The organism is Paenibacillus sp. MAH-35 (assembly GCF_058135425.1).
Genome location: NZ_JBYUPU010000115.1, coordinates 1 through 509, shown reverse-complemented (window position 1 = coordinate 509; position 509 = coordinate 1). Strand labels below are relative to the sequence as shown.

The 509-nt window shown below is 45.2% G+C and carries 2 rRNA genes; both read right to left on the bottom strand.

Annotation, left to right across the window (positions count from 1 at the left end):
* Positions 1-108, bottom strand: a 23S ribosomal RNA gene (locus AC3Y2E_RS34675); the annotation flags it as partial.
* A 351-nt stretch (positions 109-459) separates the two neighbouring features.
* Positions 460-509: ribosomal RNA gene (locus AC3Y2E_RS34670) — 16S ribosomal RNA — on the bottom strand; the annotation flags it as partial.

Here is a 509-nt window from a genome sequence, read left to right as displayed (position 1 = left end):
CCGGATCGAAGCCTGCTTACGACTCCCCGAGGCATTATCGTAGTTCGCCACGTCCTTCTTCGGCTCCTAGCGCCTAGGCATCCTCCGTGCGCCCTTATTAGCTTATCCAAGATTTTTGAATGTCCCGCTAGGGATATTCAAAATATCGAACGTTTCAGCCTCTAAGATCACCTTTACAGATGTTCTTGCTCTCTTCGTTTCGCTATCCAGTTTTCAAGGAACAACGCCGCAATTATTAAGATTCAATAATTGTCAACAAGTATATTAATGATATCACGGTAACCATCGCCATTCAAGCAACAATGATTTCCAAGATATTTGAAGGATTTCATTCCTTCAAAACCGAACAACGAGCTGTGCAAGTGTTGTGAGGCATTGCCTCTGTACCGAACCGTTACAGGTTCGATTAGCTTATGCTTCCGAGGTGGCACAATCTTTCGATTGTGCTTAACTCCATAGAAAGGAGGTGATCCAGCCGCACCTTCCGATACGGCTACCTTGTTACGACT